24 protein-coding genes are annotated in these 21,105 nt (G+C 69.1%); 14 read left to right on the forward strand and 10 right to left on the reverse strand.

The features are described 5' to 3' along the window. Nucleotides 1-28 precede the first annotated feature (28 nt). Entirely contained in the window at nucleotides 29-1,606 is a 1,578-nt protein-coding gene (gene fadD8 / locus OG984_RS05275) for a fatty-acid--CoA ligase FadD8 (RefSeq protein ID WP_328530586.1), read from the forward strand. Nucleotides 1,607-1,612: 6 nt separating this feature from the next. Here the strand turns inward: fadD8 and OG984_RS05280 are convergent, their stop codons facing one another. Both OG984_RS05280 and OG984_RS05285 read right to left on the reverse strand, forming a co-directional pair. Beyond that, nucleotides 1,613-2,191 (reverse strand): dihydrofolate reductase family protein, encoded by a 579-nt coding sequence (locus OG984_RS05280; RefSeq protein WP_328530587.1) that lies wholly within the window; start codon nucleotides 2,189-2,191, stop codon nucleotides 1,613-1,615. A 92-nt stretch (nucleotides 2,192-2,283) separates the two neighbouring features. After that, the gene (locus OG984_RS05285) at nucleotides 2,284-3,090 is read right to left on the reverse strand and encodes a crotonase/enoyl-CoA hydratase family protein (protein WP_328530588.1); all 807 of its coding nucleotides are present in this window, start codon (nucleotides 3,088-3,090) and stop codon (nucleotides 2,284-2,286) included. Between the two features lie 48 nt (nucleotides 3,091-3,138). Here OG984_RS05285 and OG984_RS05290 point away from each other — a divergent pair, with 48 nt between their 5' ends. The 4 genes from OG984_RS05290 to OG984_RS05305 all read left to right on the forward strand — a co-directional run bounded on the left by OG984_RS05290 (nucleotide 3,139) and on the right by OG984_RS05305 (nucleotide 7,048). Then, entirely contained in the window at nucleotides 3,139-4,782 is a 1,644-nt protein-coding gene (locus OG984_RS05290) for an acyl-CoA synthetase (protein ID WP_328530589.1), read from the forward strand. Next, nucleotides 4,779-5,888 (forward strand): NAD(P)H-dependent flavin oxidoreductase, encoded by a 1,110-nt coding sequence (locus OG984_RS05295; RefSeq protein WP_328530590.1) that lies wholly within the window; start codon nucleotides 4,779-4,781, stop codon nucleotides 5,886-5,888. Before OG984_RS05290 ends, OG984_RS05295 begins: the two co-directional genes overlap by 4 nt. Nucleotides 5,889-6,063: 175 nt before the next feature. After that, the gene (locus OG984_RS05300; protein WP_328530591.1) at nucleotides 6,064-6,894 is read left to right on the forward strand and encodes an alpha/beta fold hydrolase; all 831 of its coding nucleotides are present in this window, start codon (nucleotides 6,064-6,066) and stop codon (nucleotides 6,892-6,894) included. After that, nucleotides 6,887-7,048, forward strand: coding sequence for a hypothetical protein (locus OG984_RS05305; protein WP_328530592.1), 162 nt, complete (start codon nucleotides 6,887-6,889; stop codon nucleotides 7,046-7,048). Before OG984_RS05300 ends, OG984_RS05305 begins: the two co-directional genes overlap by 8 nt. Nucleotides 7,049-7,180: 132 nt before the next feature. On the opposite strand, the gene OG984_RS05310 is transcribed toward OG984_RS05305, so the two are convergent. Further along, nucleotides 7,181-7,693 (reverse strand): hypothetical protein, encoded by a 513-nt coding sequence (locus OG984_RS05310; protein WP_328530593.1) that lies wholly within the window; start codon nucleotides 7,691-7,693, stop codon nucleotides 7,181-7,183. A gap of 339 nt (nucleotides 7,694-8,032) precedes the next feature. Further along, on the reverse strand, nucleotides 8,033-8,401 hold the full coding sequence (locus OG984_RS05315; RefSeq protein WP_328530594.1) for a VOC family protein: 369 nt from the start codon (nucleotides 8,399-8,401) through the stop codon (nucleotides 8,033-8,035). Between the two features lie 61 nt (nucleotides 8,402-8,462). On the opposite strand from OG984_RS05315, the gene OG984_RS05320 reads away from it, so the two are divergent. Continuing rightward, nucleotides 8,463-8,915 (forward strand): MarR family winged helix-turn-helix transcriptional regulator, encoded by a 453-nt coding sequence (locus tag OG984_RS05320; protein ID WP_328530595.1) that lies wholly within the window; start codon nucleotides 8,463-8,465, stop codon nucleotides 8,913-8,915. 96 nt (nucleotides 8,916-9,011) lie between these two features. On the opposite strand, the gene OG984_RS05325 is transcribed toward OG984_RS05320, so the two are convergent. Next, nucleotides 9,012-10,253 (reverse strand): HNH endonuclease signature motif containing protein, encoded by a 1,242-nt coding sequence (locus OG984_RS05325; RefSeq protein WP_328530596.1) that lies wholly within the window; start codon nucleotides 10,251-10,253, stop codon nucleotides 9,012-9,014. A gap of 556 nt (nucleotides 10,254-10,809) precedes the next feature. On the opposite strand from OG984_RS05325, the gene OG984_RS05330 reads away from it, so the two are divergent. Then, on the forward strand, nucleotides 10,810-11,025 hold the full coding sequence (locus tag OG984_RS05330; protein WP_328530597.1) for a hypothetical protein: 216 nt from the start codon (nucleotides 10,810-10,812) through the stop codon (nucleotides 11,023-11,025). Between the two features lie 110 nt (nucleotides 11,026-11,135). On the opposite strand, the gene OG984_RS05335 is transcribed toward OG984_RS05330, so the two are convergent. Then, nucleotides 11,136-12,212, reverse strand: a complete 1,077-nt coding sequence (locus OG984_RS05335; protein ID WP_328530598.1) for an acyl-CoA dehydrogenase family protein — start codon at nucleotides 12,210-12,212, stop codon at nucleotides 11,136-11,138. Nucleotides 12,213-12,237: 25 nt separating this feature from the next. After that, the gene (locus OG984_RS05340) at nucleotides 12,238-13,440 is read right to left on the reverse strand and encodes an acyl-CoA dehydrogenase family protein (protein WP_328530599.1); all 1,203 of its coding nucleotides are present in this window, start codon (nucleotides 13,438-13,440) and stop codon (nucleotides 12,238-12,240) included. Nucleotides 13,441-13,509: 69 nt separating this feature from the next. Here OG984_RS05340 and OG984_RS05345 point away from each other — a divergent pair, with 69 nt between their 5' ends. The 6 genes from OG984_RS05345 to OG984_RS05370 all read left to right on the forward strand — a co-directional run bounded on the left by OG984_RS05345 (nucleotide 13,510) and on the right by OG984_RS05370 (nucleotide 18,548). After that, nucleotides 13,510-14,688, forward strand: a complete 1,179-nt coding sequence (locus tag OG984_RS05345; protein ID WP_328530600.1) for a Rieske 2Fe-2S domain-containing protein — start codon at nucleotides 13,510-13,512, stop codon at nucleotides 14,686-14,688. Beyond that, nucleotides 14,688-14,993 carry a hypothetical protein gene (locus OG984_RS05350; RefSeq protein WP_328530601.1) on the forward strand — a complete coding sequence of 102 codons (306 nt, stop codon included), beginning with the start codon at nucleotides 14,688-14,690 and terminating at the stop codon, nucleotides 14,991-14,993. Before OG984_RS05345 ends, OG984_RS05350 begins: the two co-directional genes overlap by 1 nt. Beyond that, a complete protein-coding gene (locus OG984_RS05355) occupies nucleotides 14,983-16,038 on the forward strand; it encodes a ferredoxin--NADP reductase (RefSeq protein WP_328530602.1) in 1,056 nt (351 codons plus the stop codon). The genes OG984_RS05350 and OG984_RS05355 overlap by 11 nt, the downstream gene beginning before the upstream one ends. A 151-nt stretch (nucleotides 16,039-16,189) precedes the next feature. Continuing rightward, nucleotides 16,190-16,771: a hypothetical protein gene (locus OG984_RS05360; protein ID WP_328530603.1), complete on the forward strand. Its 582-nt coding sequence runs from the start codon at nucleotides 16,190-16,192 to the stop codon at nucleotides 16,769-16,771. Between the two features lie 144 nt (nucleotides 16,772-16,915). After that, nucleotides 16,916-17,686 (forward strand): 3-oxoadipate enol-lactonase, encoded by a 771-nt coding sequence (gene pcaD / locus OG984_RS05365; RefSeq protein WP_328530604.1) that lies wholly within the window; start codon nucleotides 16,916-16,918, stop codon nucleotides 17,684-17,686. Nucleotides 17,687-18,026: 340 nt separating this feature from the next. After that, a complete protein-coding gene (locus OG984_RS05370; RefSeq protein WP_328530605.1) occupies nucleotides 18,027-18,548 on the forward strand; it encodes a hypothetical protein in 522 nt (173 codons plus the stop codon). A gap of 52 nt (nucleotides 18,549-18,600) precedes the next feature. Here the strand turns inward: OG984_RS05370 and OG984_RS05375 are convergent, their stop codons facing one another. Both OG984_RS05375 and OG984_RS05380 read right to left on the reverse strand, forming a co-directional pair. Further along, nucleotides 18,601-19,398 (reverse strand): class I SAM-dependent methyltransferase, encoded by a 798-nt coding sequence (locus OG984_RS05375; protein WP_328530606.1) that lies wholly within the window; start codon nucleotides 19,396-19,398, stop codon nucleotides 18,601-18,603. Nucleotides 19,399-19,465: 67 nt separating this feature from the next. After that, nucleotides 19,466-20,215, reverse strand: a complete 750-nt coding sequence (locus tag OG984_RS05380) for an SDR family NAD(P)-dependent oxidoreductase (protein WP_328530607.1) — start codon at nucleotides 20,213-20,215, stop codon at nucleotides 19,466-19,468. Between the two features lie 63 nt (nucleotides 20,216-20,278). Here OG984_RS05380 and OG984_RS05385 point away from each other — a divergent pair, with 63 nt between their 5' ends. Beyond that, a complete protein-coding gene (locus OG984_RS05385) occupies nucleotides 20,279-20,668 on the forward strand; it encodes a winged helix-turn-helix transcriptional regulator (protein ID WP_328530608.1) in 390 nt (129 codons plus the stop codon). Here OG984_RS05385 and OG984_RS05390 read toward each other — a convergent pair. Continuing rightward, complete coding sequence (locus OG984_RS05390) at nucleotides 20,665-21,096, reverse strand: nuclear transport factor 2 family protein (protein ID WP_328530609.1); 432 nt, start codon at nucleotides 21,094-21,096, stop codon at nucleotides 20,665-20,667. The genes OG984_RS05385 and OG984_RS05390 overlap by 4 nt on opposite strands. Nucleotides 21,097-21,105 lie beyond the last annotated feature (9 nt).

Consider the following 21,105-nt stretch of genomic DNA (forward strand, 5'->3'; position numbering starts at 1 on the left):
CGTTCTAGTTTCACGGTATGGTGCGGCCATGGATACCAGCCGCATCGGTCCCCACAACGGTCATCTGATGGTCTCGGCGCTGGAGCGCCACAAGAGCCGTCCGATCATTCATCTCGGAGACGTGAGTCTGACCGGGGCGGAGGTGGCGGCGCGGATCAGCCAGTACGTCCAGGCCTTCGAGGCCCTCGGTGCCGGCACCGGCTCCGCGACCGCGCTGCTCGCGCTCAACCGTCCCGAGGTGCTCTTCATCCTCGGCGCCGGCCAGACCCAGGGATTCCAGCGCACCTCGCTGCACCCGCTGGGGAGCGCCGAGGACCAGGCGTACGTGATCAACGACGCCGGGATCACCGGCATCGTCATCGACCCCTACTTCGCCGACCGGGCCGTCGAGCTGCTCGAGCTGTGCCCGGGCCTCAAGCAGGTGCTGACCATCGGGCCGGTGCCGCCCCAGCTGGCCGAGGTCGGGGTCGACCTGGTCGCCGCCGCGGCGACGTATCCGGTCGAGCCGTTGACCGCGCGGCTGCTCCCGCCCGACCACGTCACCTCGATCACCTACACCGGCGGGACGACCGGCAAGCCGAAGGGTGTGATCGGGCTGGCCGGGTCGTTCGCGACGATGACCCAGGTGCAGCTCTCGGAGTGGGAGTGGCCCGAGGCGCCGCGCTTCCTGATGTGCACGCCCCTCTCGCACGCCGGGGCCGCCTTCTTCGTGCCGGTCGTGATCAAGGGTGGCACGCTCTTCGTGCTGCCGAGGTTCGACCCGGCCGAGGTGCTCGCGACCATCGAGCGCGAGCGCATCTCCTCGCTCATGGTGGTGCCGACGATGCTCTACGCGCTCCTGGACCACCCCGACTCCCGCACCCGCGACCTGTCCTCGCTCGAGACCGTCTACTACGGTGCCTCCGCGATCAACCCCGTGCGCCTGGCCGAGGCGATCGAGCGGTTCGGGCCGATCTTCGCGCAGTACTACGGCCAGTCCGAGGCGCCGATGGCGATCACCTACTTCGCGAAGACCGACCACGTCGACGCCGCCGGCGCGCCGCTGACTCACCGCCTCACGTCCTGCGGCCGCCCCTCGGCCCTGGTGCGTACGGCCCTGATCGGTCCCGACGGCACGCCCGTCGCCCCCGGTGAGCCGGGCGAGATCTGCGTCGCCGGCCCGCTGCTCTCCGGCGGCTACTGGCAGCTTCCGGAGGTCACGGCAGAGACCTTCCGCGACGGCTGGATGCACACCGGCGACGTCGCCCGCGAGGACGAGGACGGCTTCTGGTACATCGTCGACCGCACCAAGGACATGATCGTCACCGGCGGGTTCAACGTCTTCCCCCGCGAGGTCGAGGACGTCATCGCCACCCACCCGGCCGTGGCTCAGGTCGCCGTCATCGGCACCCCGCACGAGAAGTTCGGCGAGGCCGTGACCGCCGTCGTCGTCGTACGTCCCGGGGCGGCCCTCACCGACGAGGTCGTCGCCGAGATCCAGGCCCTGGTCAAGGAGCGGAAGGGCTCGGTCCAGGCGCCGAAGTCGGTCATCGAGATCGACGCGATCCCCATGACCGCCCTCGGCAAGCCCGACAAGAAGGCGCTGCGGGCGCGTTTCTCGGGCTGAGGCGCCTCAGGGGTGGCGCACGGCGTAGCGAAGGTGGGTCACCCCGCGCCCCTCGAGGCGCCGGACGAGCTCCAGCTCTACGGGCCGGACGCCGTCGTCCGGGAATAGCCGTCGCCCGGCGCCGAGGAGCACGGGCACTAGATGGATCTCGATCTCATCGAGCTGGCCGGCGTCGAGGAGCGCCTGGGCAAGGCCGGCGCCGTGCGCCATGACGACCTTGTCGCCGGCCGCCTCCCGCGCCTCGTCGGCGCATCGGTCGACGTCGGTGAAGTAGCGGGCGCTGCCTGGCGGGACGTCGTCGGGATGATGGGTGAGCACATGGATCGGCACGCCGTCGTGGTGATCACCGCCCCAGCGGTCGGCGAGCTCATAGGTACGCCGCCCCGAGATCAACGCTCCGGTGGCGAGGTACTCGCGGTAGACGTCGCCGTTCACCCCGGCGTCGTGCCGGTCGTCGAGCCAGTCGAAGATCCGGCCGCCGCCCCGGCCCAGCCCCTGGCCGCGTCGGTCGTCGGGGCCGGCGACAAACCCGTCCAGGGTCATGGACATGGTCAGTCGGATCGGTGTGCGTGACGTCTCAGACATAGGAAACCCTCCTGGGGTGGTGGTGAGGCGTGGCCGGTCGACCACGCTCACCAACACCACGATCGGGTTCTGGTCAATCAGACAGCTGGGACTCAGCGCCCTTTGAACTCCGGCTTGCGCTTCTCCAGGAAGGCCTTCGGGCCCTCCTTGGCGTCCTCGGAGGCGAAGACGGCGGCGCCGACCTTGGCATCGTCGGCCCAGCACTCCTCCTCGTGCTTCCCCTCGGAGTCGCGCATGGTGCGGAGGATGGCCTGGACCGCGAGCGGGCCGTTGGCGGCGATCATGTCCGCGAGCTCGTGGGCCTTCTCGAGGGCCGTGCCGTCGGGGACCACGTGCCCGATGAGGCCGAGCTCCTTGGCCTCGGGGGCCTTCAGCGTACGTCCGGTCAGCAGCAGCTCGGCGGCGACGGTGTAGGGGATCTGGCGGGGGAGGCGGACCGCGGAGCCGCCCATCGGGTAGAGCGACCAGCGGGCCTCGGCGACGCCGAACTTCGCCGACTCGCCGGCCACCCGGATGTCGGTGCCCTGCAGGATCTCGGTGCCGCCGGCGATGGCCGGGCCCTCGACGGCCGCGATCAGCGGCTTGGTGAGCCGGAATCCCTTGAGCAGGCCCTTGAGCACCGTCGGGTCGAAGCCTTCCTCGAAGGACTCCGAGGGCGGCTTCTCGTCAGCCGCCTTCAGGTCCATGCCGGCGCAGAAGTAGCCGCCGGCACCGGTCAGGATGCAGACCCGGATCTCCGGGTCGGAGTTCACCCGGTCCCAGGCGTCCTCCATGATCCGCAGCATCTCGGAGGAGAGCGCGTTGCGGCGCTCGGGTCGGTTCATCGTGACGATGAGCTTGTGGCCGTCCTGCTCGACGATCGCGTGCGGCGTCTCGGCAGAAGATTCTGTGATCGGCATAACATCAGACCCTAGCGGAAAACTGAAACGTGTTCTAGTCTCGCAGTCATGGCGCTGAACCTTGCTGACCTCTTCGAACACGCCGTCGACGCCGCGCCCGAGAAGGTGTCGGTCCAAGTCGGCGACCGCAAAGTGACCTACGCCGAGCTCGAGCGTGAGTCCAACAAGCTGGCCCACTACCTGGCCGCCCAGGGGATCGGGCAGGGCGACCACGTCGGGCTCTACTCCAAGAACTCCGTCGAGCACGTCGTCGCACTGCTCGCGATCCTCAAGATCCGTGCCGTCGCGATCAACGTGAACTACCGCTACGTCGCCGGCGAGCTGGAGTACCTCTTCGAGAACGCCGACCTCAAGGCCCTGGTGCACGACCGCGTCTATGCGCCGCTGGTCGCCGAGGTCGCTCCCAAGCTGAAGGGGCTGAAGACCTTCGTCGCGGTGCCCAACCCGCTGGAGCCGGGCGACGACTCCGACCTGAGCCCGTTCGGCGGCGTCACGCTGGAGGAGGCGCAGGCCGGCCAGTCCGACGCCCGCGACTTCGGCGAGCGCAGTCCCGACGACATCCACGTCATCTACACCGGCGGCACGACCGGGTTCCCCAAGGGTGTGATGTGGCGCCACGAGGACTTCTGGCGGGTGCTCGGCGGGGGCATCGACTTCATGACCGGCGTGCCGCTGGAGGAGTACGACCAGTCCAAGCAGGCCGCCGGCGCCGGCCTCATCACGCTCCCGCTCAGCCCCCTGATGCACGGTGGCGCCCAGGCGAGCCTGCTGATGCACCTCTTCGCCGGCCAGGTGACGATCCTGGAGCCCAAGTTCGACCCGGTACGCACCTGGGAGATCGTCGACCGCGAGAAGGTCCAGATGATGTTCATGACCGGCGACGCGATGGCGGTGCCGCTCATCGACGCGTACGAGGCCGGCGGCTTCGACGGCCAGTCGCTGTTCGCCATCGCATCCAGTGCCGCGATCTTCTCCAAGTCGGTCAAGGAGCGCTGGATGAAGGCGTTCCCGAACGCGGTCTTCACCGACTCGATCGGCTCGACCGAGACGGGCTTCCAGGGCACCGGGCTGCAGGATGCCTCCGCGCTCTCGACCGACGGGCCGGTGGTCACCGCTGGTGCGCACACCGCCGTGATCGGCGATGACGGCCACCCGCTCGACCTCGCCAAGGACGTCGGCAAGATCGGCCGCACCGCCCGCAAGGGTCACGTGCCGGTCGGCTACTACAAGGACCCCGAGAAGTCTGCGAAGACCTTCGTGGAGATCGACGGCGAGCGCTACGCGATCCCGGGCGACAACGCCCGGATCGAGGAGGGCAACCGCCTCACACTCCTGGGCCGGGGCTCGAACTGCATCAACACCGGTGGCGAGAAGGTCTACCCCGAGGAGGTCGAGGCGGCCATCAAGGCACACCCGGACGTCTACGACACGCTCGTCGTCGGCATCCCGGACGAGCGTTACGGCCAGGCGGTGGCCGCGGTCGTCGAGCCTCGACCGGGCGCGACGATCGAGCTCGAGGGGCTGCGTACGTTCCTGCGGGCGCACCTGTCCGGCTACAAGCTGCCCCGAGCCCTGACCATCGTCGACGAGGTGCCCCGCAACGCCACCGGCAAGGCCCAGTACCCCAAGGCCAAGGAGATCGCCCTGGCCAGCCGAGCGACCGAGCAGGACTCCGAAGGAGCAACAGCATGATCCGTACGCCATTGTGCGAGGCATTCGGGATCGACTACCCGATCTTCGCCTTCACCCCCTCCGAGCACGTGGCGGCGGAGGTCTCCAAGGCCGGCGGGCTGGGCGTGCTGGGCTGCGTACGCTTCAACGACGCCGAGGAGCTCGACCGCACCCTGACCTGGATGGACGAGAACACCGACGGCAAGCCGTACGGCGTCGACGTGGTCATGCCGATGAAGGTGCCGACCGAGGGCACCTCGACCGACCTGTCCGCCTACATACCGGCTGAGCACACCGAGTGGGTCGACAAGACCCTGCTCTCGCTCGGCGTCCCGCCGCTGCCGGAGGGGGAGGGGCGTGAGGGGGTGCTCGGCTGGTTGCACTCCACCGCCCGCTCGCACGTCGACGTCGCGCTGCAGCACCGGCCGGTGCTGATCGCCAACGCGCTCGGCACCCCGCCCAACGACGTGATCGAGAAGGCGCACGAGCACGGGATCAAGGTCGCCGCGCTCGCGGGAGCCCCGAAGCACGCCGTCTCGCACGTCTCCAACGGCGTCGACATCATCGTCGCCCAGGGCTACGAGGCCGGTGGGCACACCGGCGAGATCGCCTCGATGGTGCTCCAGCCCGACATCGTGGATGCGGTTGGGCCCGACGTACCGGTGCTGGGGGCCGGCGGAATCGGATCGGGCCGGCAGATCGCCGCCTCGCTGGCGCTCGGCGCGCAGGGCGTCTGGACCGGTTCCATCTGGCTCGGGACGTCGGAGTACCGCAACCTCAACACCCACGCCGGCTGGGAGACCGCCTTCACCCGCGCGACCTCGGCCGACACCCGGCGGATGCGGATCTACACCGGCAAGCCTGCGCGGTTGCTGAAGTCGAAGTGGACCGACGCCTGGGAGGCCGAAGGCTCGCCGACGCCGCTGCCGATGCCGCTGCAGAACCTGCTCGTCTCCGACGCCCACAACCGCATCAACGCGGCCGGGGATCCCGACGTCGTCGCGATGCCGGTCGGGCAGATCGTCGGCCGGATGAACGAGGTGCGCACGGTCGCCGAGGTGATGGCCGACCTCATCGCCGAGTTCGAGGCGACGGTCAAGCGGCTGGACGCGATCGCCGAGGGTTAGACCCGATAGGCCACAGGAAGGGGCGCCGGCTCGGTCAACCGAGCCGGCGCCCCTTTTCGTGCAGCGTCGTGCGGTCGACTTTGCAGCAACGCACTATCGCACAGCATGGTTGCCGGCGCCGCTGACGCACACCCGAAGCCGCCTCGGAGCGGAGAGCGACTGACAGGATGGACGTGTGACGATCTCGAGCTACGTACGTGACGGACTCACCTTCGACGTGATCGACTCGGGGCCCGTCGACGGCGACCCGGTCGTGCTCCTGCACGGGTTCCCCGAACGGGCGACGTGCTGGCGCGAGGTGTCGCCGATCCTGCACGAGGCCGGCTTCCGCACTCTCGCCCCGGACCAGCGCGGCTACTCGCCGGGCGCCCGGCCGCGTACGCGCCTGGGCTACGGCGCCGGCGAGCTCGTCGAGGACGTGGTGGCCCTGATCGACGAGATCGGACGGACGGTCCACCTGGTCGGGCATGACTGGGGGAGTGCGGTCGGCTGGGGAGTGGCGGCCAAGCGGCCCGACCTGGTCCGGAGCTGGACCGCGATGTCGGTACCGCACCCGGTCCCGTTCGCGCGGTCGATGAAGGGCCCGCAGCGCCGCAGGTCGGCCTACATGGCCTACTTCAACATCCCGTTCCTTCCGGAGCTGGTCTCCGGGCGCGGCGGCCGGATGGAACGGATGATGCGGGGGAGCGGTTGGGCCGACGAGGACGTCGAGCGCTTCCGTGAGGAGATCGTCGACTACGGCGCGCTCCCGGGCGGCCTGGGCTGGTATCGCGCCCTCTTCCTGGCTCCGCGCGTCGGCCGGGTCCCGGTCCCGACGACCATGCTCTGGAGCGACCGCGACGTCGCGATCGGCCGCAGCGCGCTGGAGGGCAACGAGGACTCCGTCACCGGTCCCTACGAGTTCATCGAGCTCACCGGCGTCAGCCACTGGATCCCCACCAAGGCGCCCCGTGCGGCTGCCGACGCGATCCTCTCGACCATCGCGAGGGCGGATCGGCGTGAGTGAAGGCCCACGCCGGATGGTGCGCCATGCGGTGGCGGCTGGTGTCGCCGCTGCGGCCGGCGCATCGGCGGGGATCGGGCTGATGAGTGTGCTCTTCTCCCCGGCCGTCACGTTCTTCGGTCGATTCATCGAGGTGGATGAAGCTTGGCCGTCCTGATCGCCCTGCCGCTCGCCGTGGTCGGATTCCTCGGTATCGGTCAGCTGTTGCCGGGTTCGGTTCCGTGGTGGTTCTGGCCGGCGATCACGGCGGTCGCAGGAGCGGCATCGGTCTGGCTCGCCGCCGCGGTCCCTACTCCGTCCCACCGGCGGTCGGCGACGTCGGCCGGGGTGCGGCGTCGCGAGCCGTGATCGCTTCGCCGACGCCTTGGATGGCCGCACGGATCATGTCGCCGTACGCCCCGGGCGGAAGCGCCGCTGCACGTTCCTCGGCCTTGCCGATCTGTTCAGCCGCGGCCGCGAAGGCGCCCAGCCGCCGGAGGTTGTCGGCGATGTTGAGGTGCAGGCTCGGGTAGAACCCGGCGACCTGCAGGCTCGCGTCGTGCTCCTGCGCCCGTTGGTCGGTGAGGGCCTCGGCGGCGTCGAGGGCACGTACGTCCCAGATCAGCGCCACGGCCGCGTCCGCGTAGAGGTCGGCGAGATAGTGGGCGAGCACGCAGCGGTGGAGCGGATCTCCCGACACCCCGAGGTCGGCCCAGATCGCGAGCAGCTCGTTTCGTGCTCTGGTGACGTGACCCTCGCGACCAAGGGTCACGGCAGTGGTGATGACGTCCATCGTCGGATCAACAGCGGGCGTTGCAGTCATGTCCGCGAGCCTGAGGCTTCGACCAGCCTGAAGGTCAAGGCGTTGAGTACGCCGGCTCATCACGCCGTGCTTCGAGTTCGCCAGACTCGTGACATGCTCGCTGTCGACCGCCCGCTCCGAGGCCGCGGCGCATCAGTCGGGTGCCCTGGGCCCCTGCCGCCACTGTTCTCGCATCGGGCGTGGCCCTGGTCGCGATCGGAAGCCTGGCATCCAACTGGCCGGATGTCTACCTCGTCTTCTTCAGCGACCAGCCGCAGGTCCTGCCCTCGACGGCGCTCCGCCTGCTCCTCCGGCGGCGACAACGCCGAGTGCGTCGAGGGCTGATACTGCGACCGCCTGTCAGGCGCGGTCGTGGAGGGTGATCTGGTAGCCGTCGGGATCGGCGAAGGTGAAGGTCCGGCCGAAAGGCCCGTCGATCGGAGCGGACACGATGGTGTGGCCGTCGGTGACGAGCCTGTCGTGGATGGCCTGCACCTCGGTGGCGTGGAGCCAGATGGCGGCGCCGATGCCGGGCTGGGCGACGGACTCGAGGTCGGTGCCAGCAATCACCTCGCGGAGAGCGAACGCGATCGGCTTGGTCTCGAAGACGACGGCATGCGGAGGCCCGGCCGGCGAGCGAACGAGGCCGAGATAGCGCTCGTAGAACGCCTGCGAGGCGTCGAGATCGCGGGCCTGCAGTGAGATGAAGTCGGGGCCAGTGACGGGCATGATGCTCTCCTCAGGATGGTGTCAGTTTACTGACACGGCGAACGTATGTCAGGATACTGACATGAGTCAAGACGGCGTCGATCTGGACAAGTCGCTCGGCTACCTGCTGAAGGAGGCGTCGAGCGCCCTCCGTACCGCCATGGAGGAGGTGCTGCGACCGCTCGGCATGAGCATCACCCACTACGCCTGTCTGGAGCTGTTGGCCCAGCGACCGGGCCTGTCGAACTCTGAGCTCGCTCGCGGCGCCTTCGTGACGCGGCAGACGATGAACGTGCTGCTCCGGTCCCTCGAGCAAGAAGGCGATGTCACCAGACCCGCCGAGGCGCCCGTCGGAAAGGTCCTGCCGACACGGCTCACTCCGCGTGGCCGACGGAGGCTGGAGAAGGCGACCGCGGCGGTGCGGTCCGTCGAGGTCAGGATGCTCGCCGGTATGACGCCGGCCGATCAGGCGGAAGCCTTCCGGATCCTGCAGGACATGATCCACTCCCTGCGGGATCGATCGGTCTCCGGCTGACCCTCTCTCCATAGGTTGGAAGACGCGCTGATTCGGCCGCGTGGCGCGGATGCCGGGCGCTGTCGGGTGGGGTGTGAATCGCTGTGATCGGTCGGTCTATGTGCGGCGGGTGAAGCGGACCTGGCCGTCGGGGAGGCGCTCGTGGGTAAAGGCAGGGTCGTGGGCTCGGTGGTGGTGATGGGAGCAGAGGAGTGCGGCGTTGTCGAGGTCGGTCGCACCTCCTTGGGCCCATTCGATCCAGTGGTGGGCTTCGGCCCAGGTGCCGGGGATGTCGCAGCCTTCGGCCTCGCAGGTGGCTGAGCGAAGGAGGAGGGCTCGGCGTTGGGCTGCGGTGAAGAGGCGTTGTTTGCGTCCGAGGTCGAGGACCTCGGAGTCGCTGCCGAGGATGGCCGGGAGGATGTTGGCGGTGCAGGCCAGCCGCCGGGCTTCGGCGGCGGTGATCGGGGTGCCGTCGATGGTCTGGGCGATGCCGGCTTCTTTGCGGAGCTGGTCGAGGTCGATGGTGACGATCACGGTGCTGGCGTCCCCGCCGTGGATGGGCAGCCGGGCGGGGTCGAGGGTCTCGAGCAGTTGGCACAACGCGCGCCCCAGCCGGCGGTCGTAAGGAAGAAACTCACCCGTGTCGGTGCGGGCGCCGTCATCACGCCGGGGTGAGGCGAAGGCCTCCAGGGTGGTGGCCAACCGGTCCGCGCATGCGTCCGGGACCACGGCCGAGATGCGGGTGGTGCCGTCGCCGAGGCGGCGCATGCTCAGCCGGGTCTTCTTGCGGGCGTGGGTTTCTTCGGCGGTGAGTCGTCGGGCTTCTTCGGCCTCGGCGATCTCGGGGGCGATGACATCAAGAATGCGGCGCCCGAGTCGGCGCAGCTGGGCGGGGTCGAACTCGGTGGCGTAGGCCACCAGCGTCTCCTCCGCCTTGATGCGGATTTCCGGATCAAGGTCGCCGGGGAGCTCGTCGAGTGCGTTGACGATGACGTGGGCTTGGGCGGGGTTGCAGTCCCCACGTCGCATCGCCGTGGCGACCAAGCCATAGGTACGGTCCAGTGCGGTAGCGAGTCGGAGGTCGGCCCGTAGGGTCTCGGGGCGCTGGTGGGTGTGGTGATGAAGCCACGCGGCCATGTCTCGGGCGGCGCTCTCGGCGGCGACGTCATCCGCGGTCGCGATCACTCGTAGTTCGAGTTCGGCCAGCTGGGCCTTGGCGCGGGCGATCTCGACCAGGGTGGTGGCCTTCTGGTCGGTGGCCATGAACGACGGGTTCGCATCCCTCACGCCGTCCAGGGCATCGGTGATCGCGACCACCGCCTCCAGCACGGGGTGTTGGGGTTGTTGCAGCGTGGTCATCGAACCGTCTCACCTCCCGACGCACGAACTCTTCACACCCGCCGATGCGGGTGTGTTCTGGTTCGCTGGTCTTGGAGGCCCGGCAGTACGGGCTATTACTTACCCTCGCAGCTCGGCGGTCACGCCCCTGGTTCCCCTGGATTACCCCCGCACCCGTTGTGTCCAGGGTGCGGCAGCACGCCTCTTTCGAGGTGGTCGGCCATCACGTTAATGCCTGCGCCGAGCCTACCACATGAAGCAAAATCAAGCGAACCCAAACCAGGTAAACCCAGTCAGGGACAGGTATCCCAACCAAAACCCGGACCGCTGCTGGAAGCCCGCAAGACACCCGAATGGCACCCAACCCAGACACCCTGGCCTGTAAATCTCCCAACCCAGACAACGTATTGGCCCCACCCGCGCTGGAACCCGACACGAGACCAACGGACACACATCCAGATCCCCACACGATCGCGGCCAGCGAACCTCGTGCCCCAACACGCCAAGGCCCGCCAGAGCCGAAGTGAGCTAGACGGCCGCAGTGGCAACGAGTACGTCCCCGGATGACCCGCCCCGCGTGCGGCACGAAGTACTGGGGGAGGAGCACGGCGAGCGGCGCGAAGCTCCAGCGAGGGAGCCCGAGGGCCAGGCGGCGCTCGCGACGGCGCTCGCGACGGCGGTCGCGATCAGCAGCAGCCCGCTGGCGAAGTCGGTCATCGCGGTGGGGTCGAGGCGAAAGTCGTTGCCGATGGCGGTCAGGCTGGCGTCTCCGCCCGCGATGGCCTCCCGATAGGACCGCGCACTATCGCACACCCTGGTTGCCGGCCGCGATACCGCACCAACAACAGCCACGAGAAGAGGGGCTCCGGCGATCGCCGGAGCCCCTCTGAGATCTGCTCAAGGTCAGGACGCTGCGAACGCGCGCCCGATCCGCAGAGCCTGCTCGGTGGCACCTCCGAAGACGAACTCGAAGCGCTTGGCGGTGGTGAAGTAGCGATGCGCCTCGCCGTCGAGGTCGATGCCGACACCGCCGTGGACGTGGACGGTCGTGTGGGCCAGGCGATGGGCCGCGTCGGCTGCCCAGAGCTTGGCCACGGCGACCTGCTCGGCGGCGGGCAGTCCGGAGGAGACCCGCCAGACGGCCTGCCAGAGGGTGAGCCGCTGGGCCAGTACGTCGATGAACCCGTCGGCGAGCCGCTGGGAGACCGCCTGGAAGGTGCCGATCGCACGGCCGAACTGCTCCCGGGTCTTGGCGTAGGACGAGGTGAGCTCGAGCGCGCCCTCGGTGACGCCCAGCATCTCGGCGGCGGCAGCGACGGTCAGCAGCTCACCGAGGCGGGCAGCGGTGGAGGCGTCGCCGATCCGTCGAGCCGGGGCGGACGCGAACGAGACGAGCGCCGTGACGTCGCCGTCACTGGTGTGCTGTGCACGGCGGTCGACGCCCTCGGCCGAGGCCTCGACCAGGAAGACGCCGGTGGTGCCGTCCGGTGCCGAGGCGGTGACGAGGAACGCATCGGCGATCATCCCGGCCCTGACCAGCGTCTTCACGCCCGTGATCGTGTCGTTCGTGGCGATGACGTTGGGGGAGTCGGGCAGATGGGAGTGCTCCTCGGCGACCGCGGCACCCAGCACACGAGACCCGTCGGCAACGCCGGTCAGCGCGTCCGCAGCGGTCTCCGCGAGGAGCAGCCCGCAGGGGCCGTGCACCGCGAGCGGCACCGGCGCGACGCGTCGCCCGGCCTCGACGAGCACCCGGCACAGCTCGACGAGCCCGAGCCCGGCACCGTCGTACGCCTCGGGCAGATGGAGCCCGAGGAGCCCGGCTTCGCCGAGGGCGGACCAGAGGGCGGCGTCGAAGCGGCCGCGGTCGCCGGCGTCCGCCTCGACCGTACGCAGCCGGTCGAGCGTGGTGGCATCGCCGATGATCTTGGCCGCGAGCTCGGCGGCGTCGTCGGATTCGGTGGTGAAGGAGAAGTCCATGAAGTGTCCTCGGAGGTCGGGGTGGTCAGCGCTTGGCGGCGGGGAGGCCGAGGCCCACGTAGCCGATGATGTCTCGCTGGATCTCGTTGGTGCCGCCACCGAAAGTCATGACCAGCGACGAGCGGTGGAACCGCTCCAGGCGGCCGGCGAGCACGGCGCCGGGGGAGTCGGCCGTCACCCCGGCGTGCGGGCCGACGATCTCCATGAGCGTGCGGTAGACCTCGGTCGCCAGCTCCGAGCCGTACACCTTGGTCGCGGACGCCTCGGCCGGCGAGAGCGCGACGCCGTGGTCGGCGTCGGAGGCGAGCTTCCAGTTGACCAGCGAGAGCGCCTCGATCCGCGCGTGCGCCCGACCCAACGCGACCTGCACCCACTCGGAGTCGATCACGCGGCTGCCGTCGGGCACGACGGTGGTGCGTGCCCACTCCTTGACGAGCCCGAGCGAGTGCACCAGCGGCGCCGCCGAGGTGAGCGCGACCCGCTCGTGGTTGAGCTGGTTGGTCATCAGCGCCCAGCCCCCTCCGCGCGAGGAGACGAGGTTCGAGGCCGGCACGCGCACGTCGGTGTAGTAGGTCGCCGAGGTGCCGACGCCGGCGACGGTCTGGACCGGCGTATAGGAGAACCCCGAGGACGACGTCGGCACCAGGATCATCGACAGCCCCTTGTGCCGCGACGCCTCGGGCTCCGTCCGACAGGCGAGCCAGATCCAGTCCGCATACTGGATCAGCGAGGTCCACATCTTCTGGCCGTTGATCACCCACTCGCCCGTGCCTTCATCGAGGACGGCACGTGTCTGCAGCGAGGCCAGGTCGGTCCCCGAGCCGGGCTCGGAGTAGCCGATCGAGAAGTGCAGCTCGCCGGCGAGGATCTTCGGCAGGAAGTACGCCTTCTGCTCCTCGGTCCCGAACCGCATGATCGTCGGCCCGACCGTGTTGAGGGTGAGATAGGGGATCGGCACCCCGGCCACGGCGGCGGCATCGGTGAAGATCAGCTGCTCCACCATGGAGCGGTCCTGGCCGCCGTACTCCTTCGGCCAGCCGATCCCGAGCCAGCCATCCGCGCCGATCTGCCGGATGGTCGAGAGGTAGACCTCCTTGTCGGCCTCGTCACCGAACTCGCCCGACGCCCGCGCGAGCGCGGCGCGACGCTCCGGCGTGACCAACTGGGCGAAATAGGAGTTGAGCTCTGAGCGAAGTTGCTCCTGGGCGGGTGTCAAGGCCACATGCATGTGATAAAACTAGAACAGGTTCTACGTTTTGAATAGGGCCCAGCGAACAGACCAGCGGAAGGTACGACCATGGCCGACCCCACCACCCAGACCCGCACGCTCGACCACGGCTCCCAGCCGGAGCGCTTCGCGCGCGGTTGGCACTGCCTGGGCCTGGCCAGCGAGTTCAAGGACGGCAAGCCGCACGCGGTCGAGGCGTTCGGCGGCAAGCTGGTCGTCTGGGAGAACACCCAGGGCGAGCTGGGCGTGCTCGACGGCTACTGCCGCCACATGGGCGGCGACCTGACCCAGGGCACCGTGAAGGGCGATGAGATCGGCTGTCCGTTCCACGACTGGCGCTGGGGCGCCGACGGCCGCTGCAAGCAGATCCCCTACGCCCGCCGGGTCCCGTTGCGCGCCCGCACCAAGGCGTACGAGACGGTGATCCGCAACGACTCGCTGCTGATCTGGCACGACCCCGAGGGGTCGAAGGCCGACTACGACATCCTGCCGCCGGAGCTGCCCGACATCAGCAACCGCGAGGTCTACACCGACTGGATCTGGAACACCGTTCCGATCAAGGGCAGCCACTGCCGCGAGCTGATCGACAACGTGGTCGACATGGCGCACTTCTACTACGTGCACTTCGCCTTCCCGACCGACTTCCGCAACGTCTTCGAGGACCACACCGCGACGCAGTACATGGCCTCGAAGGGGCGCCCGGACGTGGCCGGCGGCTACGGCGACGCCGACATGTTCCTGAAGTCGGAGGCGACCTACTACGGCCCGGCGTACATGATCAACTGGCTCGAGGTCGACTACAAAGGCTTCGTGACCGAGGTGATCCTGATCAACTGCCACATCCCGACCGGTCCGGACTCGTTCCTCCTGCAGTACGGCATCACCGTCAAGAAGCCCGAGGGCCTCGACGACAAGACCGCCAACTTCATCGGCAAGAAGTACGCCGACATGTTCGGCGACGGGTTCCTCCAGGACGTGGCGATCTGGGAGAACAAGGCGCCGGTGCAGAACCCGTTGCTGTGCGAGGAGGACGGCCCGGTCTACCAGCTGCGCCGCTGGTACGAGCAGTTCTACGTCGACGTCGCCGACATCGAGCCGGAGATGCGTGCCCGCTTCGAGTTCGAGGTCGACACCACCAAGGCCAACGAGTTCTGGCACGAGGAGGTCGCCGAGAACCTCCGCCGGATCGAGGCTGAGAAGGCCGAGACCGCCGAGGCCGCCGAGTCGAGCGACGCAGGGGTCAGTTGATGGCCTCGTTCGTCCCGACGTCGCAGGAGACCGTCGAGGACCAGCGGCTCTACACCCAGGCCCGTCTGGTCGAGGTGGAGTGCCTCGATTGTCTTGCCCGCGTCGGGGTGAAGAAGAACAGCGAGCACCAGACCTCCGTCCAGTGGACGGCCGAGGCGCAGGCCCAGTGTCCGGATCTCGTACGCCGCAAGACCGCCGCCGACGGTGCGCGGCTCGCCCACGCCCGCTGCCCTCGTCTGGCGGCGTCCATCGAAGCAGCCGTCGCCGACGGCCGGATCCAGATCGGAGCCGAGGATGGCTACTGACTCTTTCCTGCTGCCCGTCAGCGACGTCGTCAAGGAGACCGCCGAGGCCCACTCGATCGTCTTCGAGGTGCCCGAGGACGCGAAGCACGCCTTCCAGCCGAAGCCGGGGCAGTTCCTGACGGTCGCGGTGCCGAGCGACCGCGACGGTCTGGCAGCGCGCTGCTACTCGCTGTCCAGCGCTCCGGGCGACCCGCTCACGGTGACCGTCAAGCGCACCGTCGACGGCTACGCATCCAACTGGATCTGCGACAACCTCCGTCCCGGCGACACGCTCCGCGTGCTCCCGCCGAGCGGTATCTTCACCCCGGCCGACATCGACGCCGACTTCCTGCTCTTCGCCGGCGGATCCGGCGTCACTCCGATCATCTCGATCGCCCGCACGGCGTTGCGTGAGGGCACCGGACGGATCGTGGTCTTCTACGCCAACCGCGACGAGCGCTCGGTGATCTTCGCCGAGGAGTGGGCGCGGCTGGCCGCCGAGCACCCGGACCGGCTGCAGGTGGTGCACTGGCTCGAGTCGGTCCAGGGGCTGCCCACCGGGGAGCAGCTCAAGGCGTTCGCGGCCGACCATCTGACGTACGACGCCTTCGTCTGCGGTCCGGCGCCGTTCATGAAGGCGACGATCGCAGCGCTCAAGGAGCTGGAGTTCCCGCGGGCGCGCCGGCACCAGGAGAAGTTCGCGTCCCTGGGCGGCAACCCGTTCGGCGACGTCGCCCCGGTCGAGGAGGCCGAGGCTGAGGTAGTCGAGGGTGAGAGCGCCGTCCAACAGCCGGTGAAGCTGGAGATCGAGCTCGACGGCACCACGACGACGTACGACGACTGGGACCCGGGCACCCCGATGCTCGACTTCCTCGAGTCGAAGGGGGTCAAGGCGCCCTACTCCTGTCGCGAGGGCGAGTGCTCGGCGTGCGCGTTCCGGCTGCTCGAGGGCGAGGTGAAGATGGTGCGCAACGACGTGCTCGAGCAGGAGGATCTCGACGACGGGATCCGGCTCGGGTGTCAGTCGCTGCCGACCACCGACACCGTCCGCGGCACCTACTCCTGAGGGACTCGCGAGAGACACAGATCACCAACCGGTTGCCAGGTCGACGTGCCTGGCGCGATAGTGTCGCGCTGCCCGAACCACATCCCACCGGGTCATCCGCAGCGAACCAGAGCGGGTGGTCGGTGGGGCACAAGCGAGGTTTCCCCCCAACGTGTTCAATCGCAACTTCTACGCTGCCCAGGACGACCGACGGTTCGTCGTCGGCTATGCCCTCGACCTCGGTTTCAGGGTCTTCGACGCCTACTCGGCGCCCGGCCAGCCGCTGAGCGAGATCACCACGACGGCCTCGGCCTCTCTGCTCGCGGCCCGGCCTGCGTTCAAGCTCTACGCCCCCAACACCGGCCCCGAGCCGGTGATCACCCGGGTCGAGCTGGACGAGTCCGAGTTCGGTCCGTCGGCCTATGAGTACCAGTGCAGCGGCTGGGGTCTGATCAGCCTCAACTTCGGTGGGGTGGTCGGTCTCGGCGGGCTCGGCTGGAGCACCCTGACCACGATGGCCGAGGCCCGCGCGACCCGCTGGCACGCCGTCGAGCCGGTCGGCCCCGCCCCCTCGGAGTGGAACTGGCCCGCCGTCGACGATGCAGCCGTCAAGATGTTCGAGGCGATCACCTCGATGGCCGGCTCCGCCGTCGGCGACAGCCCGATCCTGGCGGCCGCCGGTCAGCTGATCAAGGACAAGGGCCTGCTCTACGAGTCCGGCGGCGGGCTGCACGCCCGGCCTGGCCTCGGCTGACGCCTTCGTCGCCTGTTGATACGCCGCGCGTATCAATGCAGGGCATATCGATACTTCCCAACAGCAGGTCTGCGCTCCTAGATTCTCGGGCATGGACGTCACCTGTGTAGCCAGCACCCCGGTCGGTAGTGAGCGGGTGGCGTCGTGAACGCGGTCGACGTGCACCAGGTCGTCTCCGGCCGCGCAGACGGCCCGGTGGTGGTGCTGTCCAACTCGCTGGGCGCCACCCACACCATGTGGGACGAGAACCTGCGCGATCTCGAGCGGCATTTCCGCGTGGTGCGCTATGACACCCGCGGGCACGGAGGCTCGCCGGTCCCGCCCGGTCCGTACACGATCGACGACCTCGCCGACGACGTCGTCGCCCTGCTGGACCGCCTCGGCGTCGAGCGAGCCCACTTCGTCGGCCTCTCGCTCGGCGGGATGACCGGCATGCGGCTCGCCGCACGCCACCCCGACCGCGTCGACCGCCTCGTCCTGCTGTGCACCGGCGCGCACCTGGCGCCGTCCTCCGCCTGGAGCGACCGCGCGGCCACCGTGCGTACGGACGGCAGCCAGGCCGTCGCGGAGGCGGTCGTCGCCCGCTGGTTCACGCCGGGCTTCCTCCAGGCCAACCCCGACGTGAAGGCGGCCTGCGAGGCGACCGTCGCCGCCACCTCGGACGAGGGGTACGCCGGTTGCTGCGAGGTCATCGCCGCGATGGACCTGCGCGCCGACCTCCCTCGGATCACCGCGCCGACCCTGGCCATCGCCGGAGCCGACGACCCCGCCACACCTCCGCCGCACCTGAAGGAGATCGCCGAGGCGGTCCAGGACGGCCGGCTCCTGGTGGTCCCCGACTCGGCGCACCTGGCCAACGCGGAGCAGCCCGAGACCATCACGCGGGCGATCATCGACCACCTCGAAGGACGCTGAGGGACACCCGCGGCGGGATAACCAGGTGTGGCCGGGTGCGCGACCTGGCTAGGTTCGGGCCGATGCGAGAACTCGATGCGGCGTCGACTTCCCGCTGGTCACCTTCGAGGCATGGACCACCATCGGCGACGAGACCCTGACCTCGACCTCAACCCTCCGTTTCCGCGATCGCGCCGAGATCGAGCGCGACCTCAGCGCTCACGGCTTCTCCGTGAGCGACGTACGCGACGCCCCGGACCGTCCGGGCAAGGAGCACGTCTTCCTCGCCCGCGTGCCGGACTGACAGACGCGCCGCTGCCGTACGCCCGTCGGTTCGACTCCGGCGGTTTACCTTTGGCGAGTGGCGAACACAAGCGAACCAAGCAGCGCAGTCGAGCGCGCCGTGGCGGAGATGGACGAGCGTCTGCGGGTGACTCAGGCGGTGGGCGCGTTGATCCTGCTCGTGGTGACGTTGACCGCTCCTGTGCTGGTCAGCATCGACGATTCGACTGGGAATGATCATCGCAACGTCAAGGCAGTCTGGTCGGCGTTGTCCTATGCGAAGCTCCTGGTGAGCAATCCGGATGCCGACTTCGGAAGCCACACCTCTCACGTCGTCGTGTTCGTAGGGCTGATCGCCACGGTCGCGCTCTGCCTGTTCATGCTGGTCGGCGTCCTGTCCGTGCTGATCCCTCTCTCGGCGAGACCGCGACGGTTCTGGTCGGTGGTCAGCATCGCGACTGCGGTCGCACCAGTGGTGACGCTCGTCGGTCTCGGTCTCTCTTCGGGTGACTCCGAGTTGGCGGCGACATGGACGACCTTGGCGCCCACGGGGCTCGGCCTCTGGGTCCTCGCTGCAACTGCACGTCAGGCAACCTCGTGAGTCAGCTGCTCGCAGGTGGCTACATCGGTGAGTCCACGAGCAGGGAGATCGCCTACGCCCGGGACACCGGCAAGCCGGTCTTGTTGACCGATCGGCGGTTCGACCGAGCGACCAGCAGATAGCCGGCGCCGTCGGCGTCGACGGTCGTGGTCTCGACGGTCAGTCCGACGCTCTGCAGCTGGGCGACGAGCTCCTCGTAGCGGTAGGGCCAGAACGACAACCGCTCCGCGCACGTGTGGAGAGATCCGTCAGGCCTCACCTCGGTCACGGCGATCTCGAAGTGATGCTCCTGCTCCCAGTCCGGCGCGATCTGGGTGTGGTAGATGACCACCGCGTCGCGACCGTCGCGGCGGATCAGGTGATCGCGGACATCGATCCGAGAACCCCGAGCCCGGACGACCTCCCACATCCGGGAGGTGAGGACGAGTCGCCCGTCAGGACGCAGGAGTCGCGCCATCGAGGCAAGGGCGGCCAACCGGCCGCGTGACCCTTCGGCGTGACCGAGGGAGTTGCCGACGCAGAACACCAGGTCGAAGGTCGAGGCCTCGAGCTGACCGGTCAGGTCCTCCCAGCTGACCTGGCGCGCGTCGAGCCGCACGCCGTGCTCGTCGGCGAGTGCCGCGGTTCGACGGATCATCCCGGCACTGGCATCGGTCGCCACGACGTCCAGGCCATGACCGGCGAGACCGACGGCGAGCTGGCCGGTGCCGCAGGAGCAGTCGAGGACCCGTGCGTTCGGCGGCAGAGGCGTCACCAGGTCCTCGAACCTCGCGACAGAGCCGTCCGGGGAGAGATGCTCGTCCCGAATCAACCACTCGTACGCCTCGGACAGTGCGCCATAGCCGGCCACAGTGATCACCTCCGTCGTCCAGCGAACCAGACACGGAGGTCGCGATGCCACTGAGTTTGCGGCGCCCTCAGCTCGCCGCCGCCTGCTGGGTGAGCACGTCGAAGACCACCTCGTCCTCGGCCCCGGAGGCCAGCCGCCAGACCGCGTCCGCGATCTCGTCGGGGTCGAGGGTCGCGAACGGGGCGGGGGCGCCTGGCTCGGTGAGCATCTGGTGGATGTCGCCGCGCTCGATCAGGCCGCCGACGACGAGCGAGCCGATGCGTACGCCGTCATCGCCCTCCTCGGCCAGGGCAGCGGCGAGGGTGCGGGCGTAGGTCCGGAGCGCGGCGGAGGCGGGCCCGTAGGGACCGAGGAACGGGATCGGGACGAGCGCGCTGACCCCGGAGACGTAGACGAGGGAGCCACTGCCGCGCGATCGCATCGTGGGCAGCACCAGGGAGGCGACCTCCGCCGCCGGTTCGACGGTCTCGGCCACCGCACGGCGGATATCCGCGGGCCCGGTCTCCAGGATGCCGGTGGTGGGTGCGGACAGGTCGTGGGCGCCGGGGCCGTGGTAGACGACGTCGAGCGGGCCGAGCTCGGCGGTGATCTCGTCGAGCGCGTGGGCGGCGGCGCCGGGGGCGCGCAGGTCGGCCGCGACCGCGACGGCGCGGACGCCATGCCCTGCCAGGGCCTCGAGGTAGCCCGGGTGGCGATCCGCGCTGCGTGAGACCAGCCCGACGGCGTACCCCTCCTTGGCGAACCGTTGCGCCACCGACATCCCCAGGCCGGGGCCCGCGCCCAGGACCGCGATCGTGCTCATCTTCTTCTCCCTCATGGATAGGTTGCTGACATCAGCAACTCTCGCCGTCCGGCGGCGCTCGCGGAAGAAGGCACTTCAATGTCAGATGGGAACACCGATGTGCCCCAGCACATCGTGAGCGTGGCTCTCGGGCCCGGGCTGCCGGCTCTCGTCCCGGCCGGGGAGTACGAGGCATGTCCGGTCACGCAGACCCTGCAGATGCTCGGCGACAAGTGGACCCTGCTCGTCATGATGATGCTCGCCGAGCGCCCGCACCGCTACAACGAGCTGCGTCGCCGGGTCGAGGGGATCAGTCAACGGATGCTCACCCGGACCCTGCGGGTCCTGGAGGACGAGGGGATCGTGACGCGCACGGTGTTTCCGACCGTGCCGCCGGGTGTCGAGTACGCGCTGAGCGAGCGCGGCCGGGACCTGCTGGATCCTCTGGCCGGTCTCGCGGACTGGGTCGTCCGAGGTCCGGCCGCCTAGAACCCGCGGGTCCAGACGACCTGCTCGTGCAGCTTGCGCGAGCGCCAGCCCTCGGGCGTACGGACGAAGGTGTGGCGGTAGAGCCCGCCGACCTCGACGACTCGCTCGCCGCCCGCGCCGTCCGAGATGACCATCGGGTTGTCGAAGTAGGCGACGATCTCCGCCTCGTCGGCCGAGTCGGCGAAGGCGTAGGAGATCTGACCGAGGGTGTGCAGGCGCTTGCTCGAGAACGCCGGCAGCATCTCCGCCAGCCAGGCCTTGACCTGGGGGTACGCGTCGATGGTGCCGCCCGACTCGGAGTAGTCGATGACGGCGTCGGGAGTGAAGACCGTGTCGAGGGCGTCCCAGTCGCCGGTGTCGACGGCGAGCGTGTAGCGGGTCAGGGCATCGGCGATCTCGGTACGGTCGATCAGTTCGCGGGTTTCCATCGACATCTC

The organism is Nocardioides sp. NBC_00368 (assembly GCF_036090055.1).
In the GTDB taxonomy this organism is placed as follows: Bacteria; Actinomycetota; Actinomycetes; order Propionibacteriales; family Nocardioidaceae; genus Nocardioides.